Source organism: Brevibacterium sp. CSND-B09, assembly GCF_052906525.1.
On the sequence record NZ_JBREGI010000001.1, the window covers coordinates 144,511 to 159,325 of the forward strand.

The window sequence follows — 14,815 nt, forward strand, 5'->3', positions numbered from 1 at the left end:
GTGGCCGGGGCCCATCAGAAGTCGAGTTTGAGACCTTCGACCGGTGAGAGTCGGGACGCTCGCCTGGCCGGTGCCAGAGCGGAGAGGATGCCGGCGACGACCGCCACGCCGAGGATGCCGAGGAAGGACGGGGCAGAGAAGTCGACGATGAGGTCGGTGGAGTAGTCGTGGGTGACCAACCGTGTGCCGACGATGCCCAGGGCACCGCCGAGCACGAGTCCCAGCAGTGCAGCCACCGATGAGATGAGCACCGCCTCGAGCGCCAGCAGAGTCCGCAGCTGCGCAAGGCTCAGCCCCAGCGCCCGCATCAGCGCGTTCTCCCGCCGGCGCTCGATGACGGAGAGGCTGACCGTGTTCGAGACGCCGATGAGCGCGATGACCACGGAGACGAACAGCAGAGCCACGGCCCCGGCCAGCATGACATCGATGAGTTCGGAATAGGCGCCCCGGGCGACGGCCGAGCCGCCGACCTCGTCGCTGGAGACGTCGAGCGTCTCGGCCACGGACTGACGGATGCGGGTGATCTCGTCGACGTCGACATCCTCGTCGAGGCGGACGAGCACGGCCGTCGTCGTCGCCGAGATGCCGAGATCGTTGCCGACGTCGGGGGTGGTGAAGAAGGCGAGACTGGAGAGGCCGTCCCTGTGCACGGGCACGCTCATCTCGTTGAGCCCTTTCACCCGCACTGTCGGTGAAGGATAGTCTTCGGGGACTGTGACCCGTCCGGACACGATGTTCGCGGCCGCGTCTCCGAGTACGGTCTCGGCGCTGTCCGGGTCGATGACGAAGATCTCGGGACGGGAGCCCTTGAAGTCTTCGACCGCCTCGGCGCGGTGGGCGATGACCGCGGTGGACACGCCGGGGATCCCGCGCACATCGTCGAGTTGGTCATCATCGACGAGGCCCGACAGCGGCACGGAGATGTCAACGGGATAACGCTGGTCGAGGCCGTGGCTGAGCGTCGCTTTCGTCGACATGCCGCCCACGAGGATCGTCGCCACCAAGGTCACGCCTATGATGAGCGCCGTGGCTGTGGCCGCGGTGCGACGCGGATTGCGCAATGTGTTCAGGGTCGCCAGCTGACCGGGAACGCCCCAAGGGCTGAACAGCACCTCCCCCGTCCATGCGACGACGGGCGGGATGATCTTCGCCGCGCTGATGACCAGCCCCGTGACCACGAGTCCCCCACCCAGCGCTCCGCCGAGGATCCAGAGCTGCGAAGCCGACACCGCATAGACCGAGACGATGACGAGAACCACACCCAGCCCGATGCAGCCGAAACCCACGAGGTGGCGCGGACGAGCGCGGGTGCTCGGCGAGATGGATGCGTCGAAGGGCTGGAGTGCTTCGAGCGGGGTTACAGCGATGGCACTGCGAGCCGGTCGGATGGTGGCCACAATCGTCAGCAGGGCACCGACGACGACACCGCTGAACAGGGCGGAGACAGGAACGGTGAGAGTGTCGTAGGGGAACTCCTGCGGCCAGTAGCGCACCGCTACAGCCATCAGTCCGCGACTGCCGACGACCCCGGTGAGCACACCGAAGATCGACCCGAGCAATCCGACGAAGAGCCCTTCGGCCACGACCGAGCCGTACATCTGCAGGCGGGTGGCGCCGAGGCAGCGCAACAGAGCGAATTCCCGACGGCGTCCGGCGACGATGACGGAGAAGGTATTGGAGACGACGAGGATGGCGACGATGACGGAGATTCCGGCGAAGACGAGCAGGAGACCGGTCACGACGGCGTTGCCGCCGGAGAGGCGGTCGGTCTTCGCTTTCACGGCATCGTCCACGGAGAGCGCTTCGAGGCTGCCGCTCAATTCCGAACCATCGATGACCCTCTGCAGCTGAGTACGCACAGCCTCTGGGTCCGCGCCGCTCTCCAGGGCGATCTGAATGGCGATGACATCGCCCTGCTGGGCGAAATACTCCTGATAGCCCGATGCTGTCGTCAGCGCTCGAGTGGCGCCGGGCAGGGCCGGATCCTGCCCCATTTCGGCGATGCCCACGACGGAGAAGGTGACGCTGCTCTGACTCGGACCCCGGTAGATCGGCATGTCATCGTTTCCGCTCTCCACTGGCACAGCATCGACGGTGAAGCGAATCTCATCGCCGACTCCGACGTTGAGATCGCTGGCCGTGCGAGTGTCGAGCACGAGGTCCGTCGTCGCTTCCGGTCGCTGACCGGAGACCATATCGAACGTGTCGAGCCGTTCATCGGCGGGCACCGGAGACAGCGCAAAAGAGCTTTCGGAGAATGCGGCACCTCGGCCCGTGGTCACTGTGCGGGCCGACAACGACGCGGTAGCCACCCCGTCGACTTCGGCCAAGGGGCGCAGCAGCGGAGAGGCCTCGTCTCCCCCGACGAAGACGTCTCTGTCCGGGACGACGGTGAGGTCGGCTTTCTCGAAAGAACGGCCGACGGCGTGTTCGAGGCTGTCCTGCAGCGAGGAATTGATGATCAGGGTGGTTGCGACGAATCCGGATGCCAATGCGATGCCGAGGCCGATTGCGAGGAATCGGGCCCAGTGGATCCGAATCTGCGCGAGGGCGACTGCGATCACAGAGAGCTCAGTTCACTCAGCGCCGTGACCACGCTCTCGCGCGTCGGCTGACGAACTTCACCCGTGGCTCTCCCGTCCTTGAGCAGAACGACCCGGCCGGCGTGCGATGCCGCGACGGGGTCGTGGGTGACCATGATGATCGTCTGCCCGTACAGGGTCGTGGCCCGACCGAGCAGGGACAGGACCTCCGCTCCGGCGTGGGAGTCGAGGTTTCCCGTGGGCTCATCGGCGAAGATGACATCCGGCCGCGTCAGCAGAGCCCGGGCCACGGCGACTCTCTGCTGCTGACCGCCAGAGAGCTCGTGCGGACGATGCTGCAGACGATCGCCGAGTTCGAGTCGTTCGACGACTTCGGCCTTCCACTCACGATCGATCTTCTTCCGGGCCAGCGAGACCGGCAGTTCGATGTTCTGTTCAGCGCTCAGCGTCGGGACGAGGTTGAAGGCCTGGAAGATGAAGCCGACGCGGTCACGCCGCAGCTGGGTCAGCTGCCGGTCGTTGAGACGGGTTATGTCCTGCCCGCGCATGATGATCGAGCCCGAATCGACACGGTCGAGTCCGGCAAGCACATGCATGAACGTCGATTTTCCGGATCCGGAGGGCCCCATGATGGCGGTGAAGCGTCCCGATTCGAAGTCGACGCTGATGTCGTCGAGAGCGTCGACTGCCGTATCACCGCGGCCGAAGCTCTTGCGCAGACCCTGCGCTCGGAGGACGATCTCATCGTCCCCCGCGCCGGTCTGGACGGGCTCTTCAGCAGATTCCGACATCGTATGCCTCACATCGCGGTCCGGGTCTCGTCTCCGACTACCTTAGATCCTGTCTGCACCATCGACCACTCGGACCGCGAATGCAGAACCGCCCACCTCAGAAGTTGAGATGGGCGGTGTCGTGGTGCCCGCGACAGGATTCGAACCTACGACCTTCTGCTCCGGAGGCAGACGCTCTATCCACTGAGCTACGCGGGCAACGGATGCAACTCTATCACCGTTGGGCACCACCTCCCAAAACGGCACCGCGGGCAGTCCTCGAGGACTGCCCGCGGTGCCGTAGGGCTGTGATCAGCGATGTTCGAGCAGATCAGGCACCCTTCATAGCCTTGCGGCCGGGCACGTATTCCCAGTGCCAGAGCTCATAGGAATTGCGCTTGGCCCAGTCCGGATTCTCCCACCCGAACTTCTCGGCGTTGGCGACGAGCCATTCGTACTGCTGGCCGGTTCCGTTCTGCGTTCCCGCGCCGAGGTCCAGTGCCAGGCCCCAACCGTGGTTGGAGGTTCCGGGACGAGCCGCGAAGCCGGGTTTGCGTGCGGCGACGGAGACCTGTGATTCCAGCGAACGGTAGGAGTCGGTGACTGCGAGGTCTTTGCCGGTGTCCTTCTTGAAGGCAGCGTTCATCTTCGCGAACGACACGGCCGCATCGGAGCGCAGCTTGTGATTGCCCACGCCGATCTCGCACAGCCATCCGTCGGGCAGCTCGCCGTTGCTCGCCTCACCCTTCGGGGCTGCTTCGTCACAGCCGGGCAGAACGGTCTTCGTGATCGCGCGAGACGCCGCGTCGACCTTGGTCTGCTTGGCGCTCGGGGCGCCGATGGTCATCGAGGTCTTGTCATCGTCGTCGACCTTGATGTCGGCGGAGACCGATTCGGCGTTGATCGCACGCGGCTGGGACTGTGCAGCCGTGTCGTCGACCTTGACTTCCTGGTTGCCGCTCATGTTGCCGGCGACCATCACGGCAGCGATGGCGGTACCGGTGACCGAGACGGTGGCCAGAGCGGAGAAGGTGGTGACTTGACGGCGGCGGACCGAGCGCAGCAGCGAACCGTCGGAACCGCGGTTGCCGAGCTGAGCCGCGGCCAGCGTCGACGTATGACCCGCAGTGGTCATCGGTCGAGAAGCCTCTTTGGCCATCGCTGCCCGTCGCGGTGAGCCCACTGCTGCGCGGGCCTCGGCGGCCATCGCCGCGCGACGAGGTGAGAGGACTGCGGATGCGCTGTTCCGCGACTGCGATGTCACGGGATGCGAAGAGTTGATCGTCGAAACCTGCGAAGAGGCGTTCTGCTTCCGCAGATCACGTCGGCGGACCGGCGGCGCCTCGACGGTCGAGAGCTCACTCGACATAGTGCTCCATACTGTTGGTGAAGATTGTGCGGTGGAAGCCCTCTGCCGGGCGCCCGAAAGCTTATGTCACAACACTATAACGACATCGTTACAGAATGTCACCTTCAGTTCATACACAGCGTGTGACCTGGTCATTTCCTGACGATGCATGGTCACAGATCACTACAGGCGCCCTACTCCAGCTGTCCTGAATCACTGTTTCGTTACGAACCGTTACACAGTCGGTCACGTCTGGGACTCCGCGCCGAACGGCACTTCCCACGAGCACAGGCATGGGCTCACGGCCGAACACATGGCCCCGCGCACCGGCACAGCGCCGGGAGCGGACGCGACGCCTCGACGGCGGCCTCCCCGCAATCAGGAGGCCGCCGTCTAGGCGAATGGGTGAGCCGGGCGGATCGGCCGGCGCAGAACGCTCAGCGGCGGAAATCGAATCGTCCCCGCTGCATCGCGTCCTGGACTTCGCCGACGAGCTCTTCGAGCACGTCTTCGAGGAACAGCAGGCCGAGGACCTGCGCCTGAGAGTCGATGACGCGGGCGACATGGATTCCCGCCTTCTGCATCTGCGCCAGCGCCTCTTCGACCTCGTCATCGGCGGTGACCGTGAACAGGGGGCGGAAGCGCTTGCTCTGCACTGGAGCGTCGAAGGCCTCTTCGGTGTCCGCGTAGAGGACATCCTTGATGTGGAGGTAGTCCTGCGGATACCCGTCGTCACCGACGACGAAGTATCGGGAGAAGCCTGTCTTGCCGACCAAGGTCACAAGCTCGTTCGGGGTCACCTTGTCCGAGATCGTGATGAGTTCGGACATCGGGACCATGATGTCGGACGCAGTCTTGTCGCTGAACTCGATGGCGCCCTTGAGCAGCCCAGTATCATCACTGAGCAGTCCCTCGCGCTTCGACTCGGCCACGATCGATTCGACCTGCTCGATCGTATAGGCCTCATTGACCTCGTCACGGGCCTCGATCTTGAACAGGTGGAGGACCCCATTGGCCAGGCCGTTGAGGGGGCGGATGACGAAACCGAAGACCCGCGCCAGGAACACCAGCGGTGTCGCCAGCAGCATCACGGCCTGGCCGGAGGCGGCAAGCGCCAGGTTCTTCGGCACCATCTCACCGATGACCACGTGCAGGTAGGTGACGACGCCGAGCGCCAGGACGAAGGAGATCGTCGAGGACAGTCCGGCGGGAATGCCCAGGCCCTCGAGGGGACCGGCGAGCAGGTGGTGGATGGCCGGTTCGGCCACATTGCCCAAAAGCAGGGAGCACACGGTGATGCCGAGCTGGCAGATCGCCAGCATCAGTGATACGTGCTCCATCGCATAGAGAGCGGTCTTGGCCGCCGCGGAGCCTTCGGCCGCTCGCGGTTCGATCTGTGATCGCTTGGCAGCGACAATCGCGAATTCGGCGGCGACGAAGAAGGAGTTGCCCAGCAGGAGAACGACCAGCCAGACCAGTCCGAACCAATCGGCGCTCATCGAGTCTCACCTCCGGTTTCGAAAGCCCCTGCGTCGGCGGCGCGCAGCACCACCCGGAGGCGTTCGATGCGTCGTCCGTGCATCCGTTCGACCACGATGCGGGCATCGTCCATGCGGACCTCGTCACCCGGTTCGGGAATCCGCCCGAGCTCCTTGAGGACGAATCCGGCCAGAGTCTCGTAGTCCGAGTCCTCCGGGATCGTGACCCCTATCGTCGACGAGATCTCATCGGGCCGCAGCTGACCGGGCACGATCCAGGAGCCGTCGCGAGCCGGTCGTGCCGCGACGCGCATCCGATCGTGCTCATCGGCGACCTCGCCCACGAGCTCCTCGACGACATCCTCGAGCGTGACCACTCCAGCTGTGCCGCCGAACTCATCGACGACCACAGCCATCTGCAGACCGGTGGCGCGCAGCTCCAAGAGCAGCGGGTCGAGGCGCTGCGTCTCCGGGATCTCACGGACCTCGGTCATCAGCCCTCCTGCGTAGGCGTCGTCGCGGTTGCTCGGAGGCACGGCGAAGGCCTGTTTGACGTGAACGACTCCGACGATGTGGTCCTTGTCCTCGTCAGCCACGGGGAACCGGGAGAATCCGGTGTCCCGAGCCTGTTCGATGATCTGTCGAGCCGTGGTGTCCTTGTCCACCGTGGACATGCGCGTGCGCGGAGTCATCACGTCTTCCGCGGTGCGCTCGGAGAAGCTCAGAGTCCTCTCCAGCAGACCTGCTGTCTGCTCATCGAGCACGCCCTCTTCGGCGGAGTGCCGCACGAGTGAGGTCAGCTCCTCCGGGGAACGCCCCACCGAGCCTTCTTCCTGCGGCTCGATGCCCATCGACATGAGGATCTTGTTCGCCGTACCGTTGAGGACGGCGATGACGGGCTTGAAGACGATCGAGAAGACGTACTGCATCGGTGCGGCGATGCGACCGGTCGCCAGCGGAACAGCGATGGCGAGGTTCTTCGGCACTAGCTCTCCGAAGATCATCGATCCCACGGTGGAGACGATGAGGGCGATGGTCAGCGCCAGCGGGGCCGCGAGGCCGGGGCCGACGCCCCAGGCCTCGAACAGCGGCGCCAGCAGCCTGCCCAAGGACGGTTCCATGAGGTAACCGGTGAGCAGAGTGGTGATCGTGATGCCCACCTGCGCTGCCGAGAGCTGGGTGGACAGGTGGGTCATCGAACGCCGCAGCGTCTTCGCGCCGACGACACCTTCTTCAACCGCTTTATCGGCTGTATGGCGGTCGAGCGTCAGCAGCGAAAATTCGGCTGCGACGAAGACTCCGGTGCCGAGGATGAGCAGCAGCGCGAGGGCGAGGAGTATCCATTCCATCAGTGACTGTCCCCGCCGATCGCTATCTGCTCAGCAGAGCAGTTGAGGTGTGAGACCCTCGCGGGGTGAGGGTCGTCATCTGGGGCGCCGGCTTCCCGCCGGCCGGGACTGTCACTGTGCATGAGGAGATCTTACCAACTTCCCGACAGCGGTCGGCCCTCTTCGTAGCCGGCGGCGCTCTGAACACCGACCGCGGCCATACGCGCGAATTCTCCGAGATCACCGGCCCCGGCATAGGTGCAGGAGCTGCGGACGCCCGAAGTGATGCCGTCGAGCAGGTCCTCGACCCCAGGAGATTCAGGGTCGATGTACATAGTTGACGAAGAGATGCCCTCTTCGAACAGTCCCTTCCGAGCGCGCGCAAAGGCCGATTCCGCTCTGGTCCGGTTGGCCACGGCCCGAGCCGAAGCCATGCCGAAGCTCTCCTTGTACTTCCGACCCTCTCCGTCGACGAGCAGGTCGCCGGGCGATTCGTGGGTCCCGGCGAACCAGGATCCGACCATCACCTGAGAGGCCCCGGCCGCCAGGGCCAGAGCGACATCGCGGGGGTAGCGGACTCCGCCGTCGGCCCACACGTGGGCACCCAGCTCGCGAGCCGCCTCGGCGCATTCGAGCACTGCGGAGAACTGGGGACGACCGACCGCGGTCATCATCCTGGTCGTGCACATGGCTCCCGGGCCGACTCCGACCTTGACGATGTCGGCGCCGGCAGCGACGAGGTCGCGGACCCCTTCGGCCGTGACGACGTTTCCGGCCACGATCGGCACCCCGAGCTCGGCATCCGCGATCGCCGACAGTGTGTCGAGCATCTTCACCTGGTGGCCATGGGCGGTGTCGACGACGAGGACGTCCGCGCCGGCTTCGACCAACGCAGCGGCACGTTCGACCGCGGCACCGTTGACGCCGATGGCCACGGCGATCTTCAGCCGTCCTCGATCGTCGACATTGGGCGTGTAGATGGACGAGCGCAGCAGCGACTTCGGAGTCAGGCTGCCGAGCACCGTGTTCTCATCGTCGACGACAGCGGCGAACTCGGCTCGCGACTCCGTCATCGACTCGAAGAGGGACTCCAGCTGTGCAGCGTCCTCCCAGTCTACCTCGGAAGCGCGGATGACATGCGGTGAGGAGTCCAACAGCTCCGCCACCGAGGTGAAGCGATCGACTCCGCGCAGATCTGCAGCATTGATGATGCCTTCGAGCCTTCCCCCGTCGTCGACGACGACGCCGAAGCCGTGCGAACGCTTGGCCAGCACGTGCAGAGCGTTGAGCACTGTGTCATCAGGCGAGAAGCGCAGCGCGGATTCGAAGATCCGGTCGCGGCTCTTGACCCAGGCGATGGTCTCCTGCGCGGCGGTCAGCGGCATGTCCTGGGGCAGCACCGCCAGTCCCCCGCGACGTGCCATCGTCTCCGCCATCCGTCGACCGGACACAGCAGTCATATTCGCTGCGACGAGCGGCGTCGTCGACCCGGTCGGATCGGTCGCCGTGAGGTCGACTTCGAAGCGCGAAGTCAGTGCCGACGAGTTCGGCACGAGGAAGACATCGGAGTAGGTGAGATCGGTGTTCGGGTCATTTGAGATGAAACGCATAACACTATTGTCCCTTAACTGCACATTCGATGGCACATCACGTTAGGCTTGGAGATGTCGTTAAGCAGCAAGTCTTGAATCAGGAAGTAGGCGATCAACGCCGTGTCCGTCAATACTCCGAACCGCACCGTTGAAGACTTCGGGTCGAATGAGTGGCTGGTCGAGGAATTGTATGAGCAGTACAAGTCAGATAAGAATTCGGTCGACCAGTCCTGGTGGCCCTTCTTCGACAAGTACGAGAAGAACGGCGGAGGCGCTCAGTCCGCTGCCGAGCCCGCCGCCAAGCAGGAGGCGAAGCCGGCCGCGAATAAGTCGGATGCCAAGGCCCCTGCTTCAGCTGCAGCCCCGGCGACCTCCCGTGAGACCTCTCGCGGCGTCTCCCCGTCTTCGGCTGAGTCCGAGACGCTGAAGGCAGAGACCAAGTCCGTGCCGAAGGTCACCGCGAAGGAAGCCGCACCGAAGCCCGCACCGGAGGAGACGATCACTCCCCTGCGCGGCCCCGCGAAGCTCATCGCCAAGAACATGGATGAGTCGCTCGAAGTCCCGACCGCCACCTCGGTCCGGGCCCTGCCTGCCAAGGCGCTCATCGACAACCGGATCGTCATCAACTCGCACCTCAAGCGCACCCGAGGCGGGAAGGTCTCCTTCACCCACCTCATCGGATTCGCCGTGATCCGCGCCCTGCAGAACTTCCCCTCGCAGAACGTCTCCTACGACGTCCGCGACGGCAAGCCCGTGATGGTCTCCCCCGCCCACATCAACTTCGGCCTCGCCATCGACGTGCCGAAGAAGGACGGATCACGCACCCTGCTGGTGCCCAACGTCAAGAAGGCCGAGACGCTGACCTTCCGCCAGTTCGTCGACGCCTACGACGGCCTCGTCGACAAGGCACGGCAGGGCAAGCTCACCGCCGACGACTTCGCCGGCACCACGGTCTCGCTGACGAACCCCGGCGGAATCGGCACGGTCCACTCCGTTCCGCGTCTGACCAAGGGCCAAGGCTGCATCATCGGTGTCGGCGCGCTCGACTACCCCGCCGAGTTCCAGGGTGCCAGCCAGCAGACCATCAACTCTCTGGCCGTGTCCAAGGTGCTGACCCTGACCTCGACCTACGATCACCGCGTGATCCAGGGAGCCGGTTCGGGCGAGTTCCTCAAGCTCGTCCACAGCTACCTGCTCGGCGAAGACGGCTTCTACGACGATGTCTTCGAATCCCTGCGCCTGCCCTACGAGCCGGTGCGCTGGGTTCCCGACGTCTCGGCCGAAGACCAGGACGACGTCAACAAGACCGCACGCGTCATCGAACTCATCGATGCCTACCGCACGCGCGGTCACCTCATGGCCAATATCGATCCTCTCGTCTATCGTCAGCGGTCCCACCCGGATCTCGACATCAATCAGCACGGTCTGACCCTGTGGGATCTCGAACGCGAGTTCCCCACCGGCGGGTTCGGATCGAAGCCGATGATGCCCTTCCGCAACATCCTCGGACTGCTGCGTGAGAGCTACTGCCGGACCACCGGCTTCGAATACATGCACATCGCCGACCCGGTCCAGCGCCGTTGGTTCCAGTCGAAGATCGAGGTCCCGCATCAGGAACTCACCCGTTCGGAGCAGGGACACATCCTCGGTCGTCTCAACGCCGCCGAGGCCTTCGAGACCTTCCTCCAGACGAAGTACATCGGACAGAAGCGCTTCAGCCTCGAAGGCGGAGAATCTGCGATCGTCCTGCTCGACGAGATCCTCAACCAGTCCGCCGACACCGGCCTCGACGAGGTCGCCATCGGCATGGCCCACCGTGGTCGCCTCAACGTGCTGACGAACATCGCCGGCAAGTCCTATGCGCAGATCTTCCGTGAGTTCGACGGAACCATGTCCCCGGACAGCGTCCAGGGCTCCGGCGATGTGAAGTACCACCTGGGCACCAAGGGTTCGTTCACCTCGCCGGCAGGCAACACCACCGGCGTCTACGTCGCGGCCAACCCCAGCCACCTCGAGACCGTCGATCCGGTCCTCGAGGGCATCGTGCGCGCCAAGCAGGATCTCGTCGACCAGGGCGAGTCCGGCTTCACCGTACTGCCGGTCCTCGTCCACGGCGATGCCGCATTCGCCGGACAGGGTGTGGTCACCGAGACGCTCAACCTCTCCGAGCTGCGCGGCTACCGCACCGGCGGAACGGTCCACGTCATCATCAACAACCAGGTCGGGTTCACCACTCCCCCCGCCTCGGCGCGGTCCTCGTTCTACTGCACGGACGTCGCCAAGTCGATCAACGCCCCGATCTTCCACGTCAACGGCGATGACCCCGAAGCCGTCGTCCGGGCGGCCCGCCTGGCCTTCGAATACCGCCAGGAATTCAACCGGGACGTCGTCATCGACCTCGTGTGCTACCGCCGCCGCGGCCACAACGAGGGCGACGATCCGTCGATGACCCAGCCGACGATGTACTCCCTCATCGAGAAGAAGGGCTCGGTGCGCAAGCTCTACACCGAATCCCTCGTCGGCAGGAAGTGCATCACCGACGAAGAGGCCGCCGAGGCGCTCAAGGACTACCAGTCCAAGCTGGAATCGGCTTTCGCCGAGACCAAGGAAGCCGAGACCGGCTCCTACGACGGAGAAGCGTTCAACGCTCCCTACGAGCCCAGCGACATCGAGACCTTCAACGATGCCGAGACGGCCATCAGTCCCGAGACGCTGCAGCGCATCGGCGAGGCCTTCACCGAGATCCCCGAGGGCTTCACGGTTCACAAGAAGCTGCGGGCGCTGCTCGAGAAGCGCAAGGAGATGTCGCTGTCGGGCGGAATCGACTGGGGCTTCGCCGAGCTGCTGGCCTTCGGTTCGCTGCTCATGGACGGCGTGCCGGTGCGGCTGGCAGGTCAGGACTCCCGTCGCGGGACCTTCGTCCAGCGCCACTCGGTGCTCATCGACTCGGTCAACGGCAACGAATGGACGCCGCTGCAGAACCTCACCGAGGAGCAGGCTCGATTCTGGGTCTACGACTCCCTGCTCAGCGAGTACGCCGCTGTCGGCTTCGAATACGGCTACTCCGTCGAACGCAAGGACGCCCTCGTGGCGTGGGAGGCTCAGTTCGGTGACTTCGCACAGGGTGCGCAGACCGTCATCGACGAGTTCATCTCCTCCTCCGAGCAGAAGTGGCAGCAGAACTCCGGTGTCGTCATGCTCCTGCCCCACGGCTATGAGGGACAGGGACCCGACCATTCCTCGGGTCGCATCGAGCGTTACCTCCAGCTGTGCGCGGAGAACAATATGACGGTGGCCTACCCGTCCTCGGGCGCCTCGTACTTCCACCTGCTGCGTCGCCACGCCTCGACGACGAACAAGCGTCCGCTCATCGTCTTCACCCCGAAGTCGATGCTGCGCCTCAAGGCTGCCGCGAACTCGCCGGAGGACTTCACCTCGGGCAGGTTCCAGGCCGTCATCGACGATACGGACGTCGATGCCTCGCAGGTCGAGCGCGTCGTCCTCGTCTCCGGCAAGCTCTACTGGGAGCTCAAAGCCAAGCGGGAGAAGGACAACGACACGAAGATGGCGCTCGTCCGCCTCGAGCAGCTCTACCCGCTCGACGAGGCGGCCATCACCGCTGTGCTCGACCGCTTCCCGGCCGATGCCGAGATCGTCTGGGCCCAGGAAGAGCCGGAGAACCAGGGTGCATGGCCGTTCATGGCACTGCACCTGCCCGAGCTCCTCGGCGGCCGTGAGGTCAAGGTCATCTCCCGTGCCGCTTCTGCCGCCACCTCGACCGGGCTCAAGCACTTCCACGAAGCTCAGCAGAAGGAACTCGTCGACCGGATCTTCAGCCGGTGAGCAGCGACGTCACCACAACCATCGCCGTGGTCGGAGGCCCTTTGGTCGCCGGCCACGGCGATGGCCGTGGCCTCGGGTGGGTCGGTCGGGTGACGGCGAGGACTCTGCCGAGTCTGCCTGAACTCAAGGTGTATCCCCTGGCCGTGCCGGCCGAGGATTCGGCTGGTCTTCACGGTCGGACCATCGCCGAGGCGTCCCTGCGGTTCACTCGGGAAGGGGACAATCGTCTGGTGCTGGCTCTGGGGTCCGGGGATCTCGATTCGGGGCGTTCGGTGGCCAGGGCCCGGCTCGATGTGGCCAACATCCTCGACGAGGCGTTGGCTCGGAAGGTCTCGACGTTCGTGCTGGGCCCTCCGCCTGAACACGACGGTGACCGCAACCGTCGCATCGCCGAGCTCAATGCCAGCTTCTCCGATGTGGCCAAGCGGCGCGGCATCACCTATGTCGACACCTTCACGCCCCTCCTCGGCCATCCCGTGTGGCAGCGCGAGGTCGCATCGTCGCGGGACCATCTGCCGGCGCAGGAAGGATACGGTCTGTTGGCCTGGCTGGTTCTCCATCGCGGCTGGTTCAACTGGCTGGGAGTCCAGGACGTCCTCGGCGACAGCTGAGCCGTCGATGAGGTGCCCGACCGAAGATCTCTGCGGGTGCCCGGCCGACGAAGAGCTCAGCCGTGACAGTCGCATCATCTTGTCAGACGAATTCGGCAAGGCGGGTGACCTGGTCCGACTTTGCTCTGCTCGGGTGATCATGAGACAATTGAGCGTCTATCAAAGGAGGGCACAATGAGCAAGCGTGGCCGTAAGCGTCGCGATCGCCGCCGTAAGAAAGCAAACCACGGCAAGCGTCCAAACGCATGATTCGCTGATACGTTCGGTGAATGACGAAGGCGGGAAGAGATTCGAATCTCTTCCCGCCTTCGTTGTGTCCGTGGACTCCCCTGTGCCTGGGCGCCGGTCAGGAGTTCTGTTCGAGCGCGATCCGCTGCCGGATCTTCTCTCGCAGTCCCATCGGGGCACGGTCGTGGCTGCACGAACGACGCACGAGCTCTTTGAGCAGCGCTTCGATCTCGTACTCGTCATGACACGACGGGCACTGTTCGAGGTGGATCGAGATCTCGCGGATCTCCGTCGTCGTCAGTTCTCCGTCCAGGTAGTGGTAGATGCGCATCAGTGACTCGGTCCTGACGCTTTCGCAGCATCCTTCGTCGCTCATTTCGCACCTCCCTCTGGACTCACGAAACCGCGCTCGGCGGCATAGTCGGCCAGCATCTCTCGCAGCTGTCGGCGACCGCGGTGCAGTCGGGACATCACAGTGCCGATCGGCGTCTCCATGATCTCGGCGATCTCCTTGTACGGCAGTCCTTCGACATCGGCATAGTAGACGACCATGCGGAAGTCTTCGGGCAGTGCCGAGAGTGCTTCCTTGACGTCGGAGTCGGGAAGGTGGTCGAGGGCTTCGAGTTCGGCGGAACGACCGCCGGAGGACGAGTGGCTGTTCGCCTGTGCGATCTGCCAGTCCTCGATGTCTTCGCTGCCGTGTTCCTGCGGCTGACGCTGCTTCTTGCGGTAGTTGTTGATGAAGGTGTTCGTCAGGATCCGGTACAGCCAGGCTTTGAGGTTGGTTCCGGGCTTGTACTGGTGGAAGGCGGCATACGCCTTCGCGTAGGCTTCCTGGACGAGGTCTTCGGCGTCGGCCGGATTCCGGGTCATACGCAGAGCAGCTGCGTAGAGCTGATTGACATATTCCAGAGCATCCCGTTCGAAACGCGCCGACCTCTCGGCGTCGGTTTCGGGGGCTTCTTTGACTGATTCGGTCATCGCAGTCAATGGTACGCCCGTTCTCTCCAGGACGGCAGTGGCGCTCATAGACTTCTCCTTCTGCCTGTCGACTTCCCGACGGGTGCACCCGTC

The 14,815-nt window shown here is 64.5% G+C and carries 11 protein-coding genes and 1 tRNA gene; 3 read left to right on the forward strand and 9 right to left on the reverse strand.

Features of this window, described 5'->3' with window-relative positions:
- Positions 1 to 14: 14 nt before the first annotated feature.
- The 7 genes from ACU4IU_RS00855 to guaB1 form a co-directional block, all read right to left on the reverse strand.
- Positions 15 to 2,564, reverse strand: coding sequence for an ABC transporter permease (locus tag ACU4IU_RS00855; RefSeq protein WP_446655673.1), 2,550 nt, complete (start codon positions 2,562 to 2,564; stop codon positions 15 to 17).
- Entirely contained in the window at positions 2,561 to 3,334 is a 774-nt protein-coding gene (locus ACU4IU_RS00860; protein WP_139466969.1) for an ABC transporter ATP-binding protein, read from the reverse strand. The genes ACU4IU_RS00855 and ACU4IU_RS00860 overlap by 4 nt, the downstream gene beginning before the upstream one ends.
- A 122-nt stretch (positions 3,335 to 3,456) precedes the next feature.
- Positions 3,457 to 3,532: transfer RNA gene (locus ACU4IU_RS00865), tRNA-Arg, on the reverse strand.
- A gap of 112 nt (positions 3,533 to 3,644) precedes the next feature.
- Positions 3,645 to 4,682 carry a M15 family metallopeptidase gene (locus tag ACU4IU_RS00870; RefSeq protein WP_446655674.1) on the reverse strand — a complete coding sequence of 346 codons (1,038 nt, stop codon included), beginning with the start codon at positions 4,680 to 4,682 and terminating at the stop codon, positions 3,645 to 3,647.
- A 416-nt stretch (positions 4,683 to 5,098) separates the two neighbouring features.
- On the reverse strand, positions 5,099 to 6,160 hold the full coding sequence (locus ACU4IU_RS00875; protein WP_101545483.1) for a hemolysin family protein: 1,062 nt from the start codon (positions 6,158 to 6,160) through the stop codon (positions 5,099 to 5,101).
- On the reverse strand, positions 6,157 to 7,488 hold the full coding sequence (locus ACU4IU_RS00880) for a hemolysin family protein (protein ID WP_139466966.1): 1,332 nt from the start codon (positions 7,486 to 7,488) through the stop codon (positions 6,157 to 6,159). Before ACU4IU_RS00880 ends, ACU4IU_RS00875 begins: the two co-directional genes overlap by 4 nt.
- 131 nt (positions 7,489 to 7,619) lie before the next feature.
- Positions 7,620 to 9,077, reverse strand: coding sequence for a GMP reductase (gene guaB1 / locus ACU4IU_RS00885; RefSeq protein ID WP_446655675.1), 1,458 nt, complete (start codon positions 9,075 to 9,077; stop codon positions 7,620 to 7,622).
- 102 nt (positions 9,078 to 9,179) lie between these two features.
- Here guaB1 and ACU4IU_RS00890 point away from each other — a divergent pair, with 102 nt between their 5' ends.
- The 3 genes from ACU4IU_RS00890 (at position 9,180) to ACU4IU_RS00900 (ending at position 13,762) form a co-directional block, all read left to right on the forward strand.
- A complete protein-coding gene (locus ACU4IU_RS00890; RefSeq protein ID WP_139466964.1) occupies positions 9,180 to 12,902 on the forward strand; it encodes a multifunctional oxoglutarate decarboxylase/oxoglutarate dehydrogenase thiamine pyrophosphate-binding subunit/dihydrolipoyllysine-residue succinyltransferase subunit in 3,723 nt (1,240 codons plus the stop codon).
- Positions 12,899 to 13,513, forward strand: a complete 615-nt coding sequence (locus tag ACU4IU_RS00895; protein WP_139466963.1) for a GDSL-type esterase/lipase family protein — start codon at positions 12,899 to 12,901, stop codon at positions 13,511 to 13,513. Before ACU4IU_RS00890 ends, ACU4IU_RS00895 begins: the two co-directional genes overlap by 4 nt.
- A 174-nt stretch (positions 13,514 to 13,687) precedes the next feature.
- Positions 13,688 to 13,762 (forward strand): 50S ribosomal protein bL37, encoded by a 75-nt coding sequence (locus ACU4IU_RS00900; RefSeq protein ID WP_098731028.1) that lies wholly within the window; start codon positions 13,688 to 13,690, stop codon positions 13,760 to 13,762.
- A 97-nt stretch (positions 13,763 to 13,859) separates the two neighbouring features.
- Here ACU4IU_RS00900 and rsrA read toward each other — a convergent pair whose 3' ends face one another.
- Together rsrA and ACU4IU_RS00910 are read right to left on the reverse strand one after the other, a co-directional pair.
- Complete coding sequence (gene rsrA / locus ACU4IU_RS00905) at positions 13,860 to 14,117, reverse strand: mycothiol system anti-sigma-R factor (protein WP_039210641.1); 258 nt, start codon at positions 14,115 to 14,117, stop codon at positions 13,860 to 13,862.
- Positions 14,114 to 14,770: a sigma-70 family RNA polymerase sigma factor gene (locus ACU4IU_RS00910; protein WP_373284066.1), complete on the reverse strand. Its 657-nt coding sequence runs from the start codon at positions 14,768 to 14,770 to the stop codon at positions 14,114 to 14,116. Before ACU4IU_RS00910 ends, rsrA begins: the two co-directional genes overlap by 4 nt.
- Positions 14,771 to 14,815: the final 45 nt, after the last annotated feature.

Coding starts and splice junctions, on each gene's coding strand:
- ACU4IU_RS00860 (WP_139466969.1), bottom strand. CDS start 3,334: ATGTCGGAATCTGCTGAAGAGCCCGTCCAGACCGGCGCGGGGGACGAT.
- ACU4IU_RS00875 (WP_101545483.1), bottom strand. CDS start 6,160: ATGAGCGCCGATTGGTTCGGACTGGTCTGGCTGGTCGTTCTCCTGCTG.
- ACU4IU_RS00880 (WP_139466966.1), bottom strand. CDS start 7,488: ATGGAATGGATACTCCTCGCCCTCGCGCTGCTGCTCATCCTCGGCACC.
- rsrA (WP_039210641.1), bottom strand. CDS start 14,117: ATGAGCGACGAAGGATGCTGCGAAAGCGTCAGGACCGAGTCACTGATG.
- ACU4IU_RS00870 (WP_446655674.1), bottom strand. CDS start 4,682: ATGTCGAGTGAGCTCTCGACCGTCGAGGCGCCGCCGGTCCGCCGACGT.
- ACU4IU_RS00910 (WP_373284066.1), bottom strand. CDS start 14,770: ATGAGCGCCACTGCCGTCCTGGAGAGAACGGGCGTACCATTGACTGCG.
- guaB1 (WP_446655675.1), bottom strand. CDS start 9,077: ATGCGTTTCATCTCAAATGACCCGAACACCGATCTCACCTACTCCGAT.